Source organism: Caulobacter sp., assembly GCF_035254145.1.
Lineage (GTDB): Bacteria > Pseudomonadota > Alphaproteobacteria > Caulobacterales > Caulobacteraceae > Caulobacter.
Genome location: NZ_DATFAV010000024.1, coordinates 1 through 7,316, shown reverse-complemented (window position 1 = coordinate 7,316; position 7,316 = coordinate 1). Strand labels below are relative to the sequence as shown.

At 69.1% G+C, this 7,316-nt stretch carries 7 protein-coding genes; 2 read left to right on the top strand and 5 right to left on the bottom strand.

The features are described from left to right. From VJ655_RS01295 to fdhD, 3 genes are all read right to left on the bottom strand, one after another. Positions 1-791, bottom strand: a 791-nt coding sequence (locus tag VJ655_RS01295) for a GIN domain-containing protein (protein WP_324097562.1), incomplete at its 3' end; no start/stop codon positions are given. Between the two features lie 81 nt (positions 792-872). After that, positions 873-3,179 carry an FdhF/YdeP family oxidoreductase gene (locus VJ655_RS01290; RefSeq protein ID WP_324097561.1) on the bottom strand — a complete coding sequence of 769 codons (2,307 nt, stop codon included), beginning with the start codon at positions 3,177-3,179 and terminating at the stop codon, positions 873-875. Beyond that, a complete protein-coding gene (gene fdhD / locus VJ655_RS01285; protein WP_324097560.1) occupies positions 3,179-3,994 on the bottom strand; it encodes a formate dehydrogenase accessory sulfurtransferase FdhD in 816 nt (271 codons plus the stop codon). Before fdhD ends, VJ655_RS01290 begins: the two co-directional genes overlap by 1 nt. Positions 3,995-4,112: 118 nt before the next feature. Between fdhD and VJ655_RS01280 the strand changes: the two genes are divergently transcribed. Beyond that, complete coding sequence (locus VJ655_RS01280) at positions 4,113-5,771, top strand: FAD-dependent oxidoreductase (protein WP_324097559.1); 1,659 nt, start codon at positions 4,113-4,115, stop codon at positions 5,769-5,771. Between the two features lie 12 nt (positions 5,772-5,783). After that, entirely contained in the window at positions 5,784-6,089 is a 306-nt protein-coding gene (locus tag VJ655_RS01275) for a UBP-type zinc finger domain-containing protein (protein ID WP_324097558.1), read from the top strand. A gap of 9 nt (positions 6,090-6,098) precedes the next feature. Here the strand turns inward: VJ655_RS01275 and VJ655_RS01270 are convergent, their stop codons facing one another. Next, positions 6,099-6,725 (bottom strand): YdeI/OmpD-associated family protein, encoded by a 627-nt coding sequence (locus tag VJ655_RS01270; protein ID WP_324097557.1) that lies wholly within the window; start codon positions 6,723-6,725, stop codon positions 6,099-6,101. Positions 6,726-6,889: 164 nt separating this feature from the next. Beyond that, positions 6,890-7,316, bottom strand: a 427-nt coding sequence (locus VJ655_RS01265) for an EF-Tu/IF-2/RF-3 family GTPase (RefSeq protein WP_324097556.1), incomplete at its 5' end; no start/stop codon positions are given.

Sequence of the window (7,316 nt, the reverse complement as noted above, 5' to 3'; positions counted from 1 at the left end):
TTGGCGATCCGGACGTCGCCCGAACCCGCCACCGAGACGTCGACCGAGTCGGCCTCGCCGCCGAAGGTCACGTCGCCCGAGCCCATCACGCTCACCTCGATCGAGCGGCTATGGCCGCCGGCGACCGAGATATTGCCCGAGCCGGCGATATTGCCGTCCAGTTGGCCCGCGATGCTGGCCGCGCTGACATCGCCCGAGCCGGCGATGTGGACCTCAAGATCCCCCGCGATGGCCTGGGTCGACACATCGCCAGAGCCGGCGATGTTGATCTCGGCGGACTCGGCCGTGCCGGTCTTGGTGTCGCCCGAGCCGGCTTGGCTGACCTCGAGCTTTCCCTTGGTGTTGGCGACCGTCCAGTCGCCACAGCCAGCATTGCCAAGGCTGACGCTGTCCGAGCGGCCGATGTCGCCGAAGACGGCCCCGCCCGCCTGCACCTTGACGTTCAGCGGCGTGCGCACGGCGATCTGCGGGAAGTTGTCGTAGGACACCTCGCCGACGCCACGCACCCTCACCCAGACCTTGCCGTTGCGGCTGTTGCAGCCGTTGATCCGGCTCATGCGCAGATCGCCATCGACGATCACGTCGCCGCCGTCCTGGCGAACGGTCAGCGGCAGGCTGGCGTTGGTGGTCAGGAACTCGACCTTCACGTCCGATCGGTTCTCGGGAATGACCACGACACGGGCGACCGCGTCCTTGATCTTCACGGAGGGCGCTGCCGAGGCGGCGCCCCCAATGGCCCCGGTGGTGGAAATGGCGGCGGCCAGAACGGCCAGGGTGGTTACAGCGCGCATCAGTTTGCTCCCCATCAGATGCGTAGGTTCGATTGGGAACAGGCTAGCGGCCGTTCGTCCGTCCTTCGACTTAATTCGCGGTCATGACTTGGACGTCATGGAGTTCCAGCCCACCTGATGCCTTCGCAGCCGCACGGGCGCGGACTTGTAGGCCGGCGTGCCCGAGCGCTGATCGTGGTCGTCCAGGGCGATGACGATGTTGGTCTCGGGGTAGTAGGCCGCCAGGCAGCCCGGCGGGATCTCGCGCGCCACCACGGTGAAGGCCCGCGCCACCCGCTCGCCGGTCTCGTCGAACGCCGCGCCCAGGTCGACCAGGTCGCCTTCCGCCAATCCCATCCGCGCCATGTCGTCGGGATTGGCGAAGACCACGTCTCGACGGCCGAACACACCGCGATAGCGGTCGTCCAGCCCATAGACCGTGGTGTTGTACTGATCGTGGCTGCGCACGGTGGTCAGGATCATCACGTCCGGATCGCCCCGGCGCGGATCGCCGCCCCTAGGGTCATTGACCAGGAAATTGGCCTTGCCGCTGGCCGTCTTCCAGATGCGATCCGACGGTCCGACTGGCAGGCGGAAGCCGCCCGGAACGCGGACCTTGTCGTTATAGTCGTCGAAGGCGCCGGGAAAGACGCGGGCGATCAGGTCGCGGATGGCGTCGTAGTCATTGGCCAGACCCGGCCAGTCCACCAGCGGATCCAAGCCGAACGTCGCCGTCGCGATCCCGGCCACGATGGCCGGTTCCGACATCAGGTGCTCCGAGGCCGGCGGGTTCAACCCCCGCGAGGCGTGGACCATCGACATCGAGTCCTCGACGGTCACCGACTGGCGCACCCCGGCCCGCACGTCCAGCTCGGTGCGGCCCAGGCACGGCAGGAGGATCGCCGCCCTGCCGACCAGCAGGTGGGTGCGGTTGGGCTTGGTGGCCACGTGCACGGCCAGCTCCAGCTTGCGCATCGCCGCGAAGGTGCGGACCGGATCGGGCGCGGCCACGGCGAAATTGCCGCCCAGGCCGACAAAGACCTTGGTCTCGCCGCGCTCCATCGCCGCGATCGCCTCGATGACCGTGTGGCCATCGGCGCGCGGCGGCTCGAAGCCGAAGACGTCGCGGATCGCGTTCAGCAAGGCCGCCGACGGCTTCTCGGCCACGCCGACCGTGCGCGCCCCCTGGACGTTGGAGTGGCCGCGCAGCGGGCAGATCCCCGCCCCCGGCCGGCCGATATTGCCCTTCAAGAGCAGCAGGTTGACCAGCTGCTGCACGGTCCCGGAGCTGTCGCGATGCTGGGTCAGGCCCATGCCGTAGCAAAGGATCGCCGCCTTCGCCTTGGCGTAGACCGCCGCCGCCTGCTCGATCCGCGCGCGCGGCAGGCCACAGCCGGCCTCGATGGTCGGCCAGTCCAGCGCTTCCAGATGGCCGGCCAGCGCCTCGAAGCCCGTGGTGTGTTCCTCGATGAAGGCGCGGTCCAGCACGCCGCCGTCGAGGGCGTCCATCGCCAGAACCGCCTTCATCATGCCCTGGACCAGCAGGGCGTCGCCGCCGATGGTCAGCTGGTAGTAGTCCGAGGCGATCGGGGTCGAGGTCAGGGTCGCCATCTCGACCGGATCCTGCGGCGAGGCGAACTTCTCCAGCGCCCGCTCCTTCAGCGGGTTGAAGGCCAGGATCGTCGCGCCACGCCGGCTGGCCTCGCGCAGGGTGGCCATCATCCGCGGATGGTTGGTGCCGGGATTGTGCCCGAAGCACAGGATCAGGTCGGCGTGGTCGAAGTCCTCCAACGTGACCGAGCCCTTGCCCAGGCCGATCGAGTCCGGCAGGCCCACGCTGGTCGGCTCGTGGCACATGTTCGAGCAGTCGGGGAAATTGTTGGTCCCGAACCGCCGCCCAAGCAGCTGATAGAGGAACGCCGCCTCGTTCGACGCCCGGCCCGAAGCGTAGAACTCCGCCTCGTTCGGATCCGTCAGTCCCCTCAGCGCCGCGCCGGTCCGCGCGAAGGCCTCATTCCACCCAATCGGCTTATAGCGGTCGTCGGCGGGGTCATAGGCCATGGGCTCGGTCAGGCGGCCCAGATCCTCGATCTGGTGGTCGCTCCAGGTCAGGAGCTCGCTGACCGTATGGAGCGCGAAGACCTCGGGCGTGGCGCGCTTGGACGTCGCCTCCCAGGCCACGGCCTTGGCGCCGTTCTCGCAGAACTCGAACGACGAAGTGTGCTTGGGGTCGGGCCAGGCGCAGCCGGGGCAGTCGAAGCCCTCGGGCTGGTTGGCGCGCAGCAGCGTCTTGCCGCCCTCGATCACCGTCTCCTGGTCGGTCAGGGCGCCGGCCACGGCCTTCACCGCGCCCCAGCCGCCAGCGGCCTGGCGATAGGGACGAACGCCGGGAACCTTGTGTTCCGCCATCAGGCCGGCTCCAGCGCGGCTTCGACGAGACGCTCGCCGCCGGCGAACACCGCGTGGCCGTCGGCGCGGGCCAGGGCCACCAGCGTCAGATTGGCCTCCTGAGCCTTGGCGATCGCCAGCTCGGTCGGCGCCGACACCGCCACCAGGATCGGACAGCCCATGCGCACCGCCTTCTCGACCATCTCGAATGAGCAGCGGCTGGTGACAACCACGAAGCCCGAGCCCGCGTCCCGCCCTTCGCGCGCCATCGCGCCGGCCAGCTTATCCAGCGCGTTGTGCCGACCGACGTCCTCGCGAACCAAAACGAGCGCGCCGTCGCTGTCGAAGAAGGCCGCCGCATGGGTCGCGCGGGTCAGCCGACCCAGGGCCTGACGATCCTCCAGCGCCGCCAGGGCGCTCGGGATCGCCTCGTGACGGATGCGAGCGCCGGCGCCCAACACTGGCAAGGGACGCACCGCATCGGCCAGACGCTGCACGCCGCACAGCCCGCAGCTGGAGCGGCCTTCCAGGTTGCGCGGCCTGGCCTTCCGGGCCACCGCTCCGGGCGCTAGACGTACATCGACCAGCACTCCGCGCTCTTCCTCCGTGACGGTGACGCCCAGGATGTCGCCGGCCCTGGCGATCGCCTCGGTGACCACGAAGCCCCGGGCCAGGTCCTCCAGGTCCTGGGGCGTGGCCATCAGCACCGTGTGCGGACGGCCGCCCAGCGACAGGCCCACGGCGATCTCGCGCGGCAGGTCGCGCGCCAGGTCTTCCAGGGAACGCCCGGCCCGCCATTGCACGGCCGGATACGGAGTTGAGGGGGAACGCGCCATGCGGTCAGCCTACTCCGCGGGCGCCGACCGGTACAGTCGATGACGTTAGGGCAGGTTTGTTCAAAACCGTCATCGTTGGGTGGGTGACCGGCGCGCGATCCTGGCGCAATCTCCCATTATGGCAGGCACAACCTTCGACACCCGTCGCGCCCAGATGTTCCCCCGGCTGGAGCCGGCCGAGATCGACCGACTGCGTCGCTTCGGCCAGGTCGTCCGGGCCGAGCCGGGCGTGGCCCTGGCCACCGCCGGCGTCGCCTCGCCGGGGCTGTTCGTGATCCTGGCCGGGCGGGTGGCCATCAGCCGCCGCGACGCCCACGACGAAAGCCAGCCGATCGTCGAGCACGCCGCCGGCCAGTTCGTCGGTGAGATCGCCCAGCTGTCTGGCCGCCCCTCGCTGGTGGACGTCTCGGCCATCACCCGGGTCGAGGCCCTGTTGATCTCGCCGGAACGGCTGCGCGCCGTGCTGGTCGCCGAGGCGGAGCTGGGCGAGCGGATCATGCGCGCCCTGATCCTGCGCCGGGTCAGCCTGATCGAGACGGGCGCGGGTGGTCCGATCATCATCGGCCGCGCCGCCGACGCCGAGGTCATCCGCCTGTCCGGCTTCCTGGCCCGCAACGGCCACCCCTACCAGAGCCTGGACCCCGACGAGGTCGACTGCGCCAAGGTCCTGATCCAGCGGTTCGCGGTCGACGAAGCCGAGCTGCCGATCGTGCTCTGCCCGAACGGGACGCTGCTGCGCCAGCCCAGCAACCACCAGCTTGGCCGCTGCATTGGCCTGGTCGGCCCGATCGACGCCGAACGGATCTACGACGTCGCCGTCGTCGGCGCCGGGCCCGCGGGCCTGGCCACCGCCGTCTACGCCGCGTCCGAGGGCCTGTCGGTCCTGGTGCTGGACAGCCGCGCCTTCGGCGGCCAGGCCGGGGCTTCGGCGCGCATCGAGAACTACCTGGGCTTTCCGACCGGAATTTCCGGCATGGCCCTGATGGGGCGCGCCTACGGCCAGGCCCAGAAGTTCGGCGCTGAACTGGCGATCCCCGACGAGGTCGCCTCGCTGGTCTGCGCGAACGACGGCGACCACCGCTACCGTCTCAGCCTGACCAGCGGCGAGACCGCCCAGGCCCGCACGATCGTGATCGCCAGCGGCGCCCGCTATCGGCGGCTCGAGGTCGAGAACCTCGACCGCTTCGAGGGCGCCTGCGTCCACTACTGGGCCTCGCCCCTGGAGGCCAAGCTCTGCGCCGGGCAGGAAGTGGCCCTGGTGGGAGCCGGCAACTCGGCGGGTCAGGCGGCCGTCTACCTGGCCAGCCAGGTCGAGAAGGTCTGGATGATCGTGCGGGGCGAGAGTCTCGCGGCGACCATGTCGCGCTATCTGATCGAGCGGATCGAGAGCACGCCGAACATCCAGGTGGTGGTCAGGAGCCAGATCGTCGACCTGGAGGGCGGCGACGAGAAGGACGGCGGAAGCCAGTTGAAGGCCGTGCGCTGGCGGGGGCCCGACGGACTGGAGACGACCCAGGCGGTCAGTCACCTCTTCCTGTTCATCGGCGCGGCGCCCAACACCGCCTGGCTGACCCAATGCGAGGTCGAGCTGGACAACCACGGCTTCGTGCGCACCGGCGCCGACCTCGCCCCGGGCCACCCGCTGCTGCAGACCAGCCGCAAGGGCGTGTTCGCGATCGGCGACGCCCGGGCCGGCTCGGTCAAGCGGGTCGGCGCCGCCATCGGCGAAGGCGCTCAGGCCGTCGCCGCCATCCACGCCTATCTGGCCGACGCATAAAGGAGCCCCGCGATGACCTGCATGCACGGCGACGCCATCCGCCTGGTCACGCCCGGCTCCAAGGGCTGCGAGGAGTGCCTGAAGGCCGGCGGCTGGTGGGTCCATCTGCGCCTGTGCCGGACCTGCGGTCACGTCGGCTGCTGCGACGACAGCCCCAGCAAGCACGCCACCGCCCATTTCCGCGCCACCAAGCACCCGATCATCGAGGGCTACGACCCGCCGGAAGGCTGGGGCTGGTGCTTCGTCGACGAGGAGTTCGTCGAGCTGCCGGATCAAACCGAGCAGGTGGGGCCGATCCCGCGCTTCGTGCAGGGCTGAGGCTGGAGCCTACCGCTCCAAGGCGCCCTTGCCGGCGATGATCCTGTCGCGGAACTTCTCGATCCGCGCCACGCGGGTCGCCGGCTGCTTGGCCTGGTTGAGGGCGAACATGTAGCTCTTCTGGCGCCCCGGCGTCAGGGCGTGGAAGGCCTCGGCTAGCTCCGGGTCCGCGTCCAGAGCGTCGGTCAGTTCGTCCGGCATGTCGATCTCGCGGACGTCCTTCGCGGGTCTGGTTCCCGCTTCGGCGTGACTCATCAGCTGTCGCAGATAGGCCCGGATCACCGGCTCCTTCTCCCCCACCTGCTCCACGGCGGTGAAGCGGATCATGCCCGGCGTCTGGCTGTTGGGCCCTTGCGGCTCAAGCACGCCTTCGCTGTCGACCAGCAGGCTCGGGTTCAGGAAGCTGAGCCGGAAATCGCCCCGAAACGCGCCGAAGAGCGCGATGTTGCGCCCGGCGTGCATGTAGCAGGGGTGGGCCCATTTCACCGTCTCCTCCAGCCCCATGTCCAGGCAGATCCGGCGCAGGGCGTTCAGCCCGTCGATCCAGGGCCGGGTCGAGCAGTCGGGCGTCGCGAACCGGGCGCACCGGCCGCAACCCTTGGTGAAGAAGTCTTCGGGATCGGTGATCATCGCCATGCCCCTCTCCTTCCACCTTTCCGCCGCAAAGCAAAAGGCCCCGGAGATCGCTCTCCGGGGCCTTCGCTTAGATCAGCTGTCGCTGGGATCGATCGATTACTCGACGATCTTGGCCCGCCAGAAGCGCATGCGCTTCTGGCCGCTAAGCATGGTCGTGAAAATCGTTATTCAACGATTTTCGCGACGACGCCGGCGCCGACGGTGCGGCCGCCTTCGCGGATGGCGAAACGCAGCTTTTCTTCCATGGCGATCGGGGTGATCAGCTCGACGTCCAGCTCGGCGTTGTCGCCCGGCATGATCATTTCCACGCCTTCGCGCAGCTTGATGATCCCGGTCACGTCCGTCGTGCGGAAGTAGAACTGCGGACGGTAGTTGGTGAAGAACGGGGTGTGACGGCCGCCTTCTTCCTTGGTCAGGATGTAGGCTTCGGCCACGAACTTGGTGTGCGGGGTGATCGAACCCGGCTTGCACAGCACTTGGCCGCGCTCGACGTCTTCACGCTTGGTGCCGCGCAGCAGCACGCCCACGTTGTCGCCGGCTTGACCTTGGTCCAGCAGCTTGCGGAACATTTCGACGCCCGTGCAGGTCGTC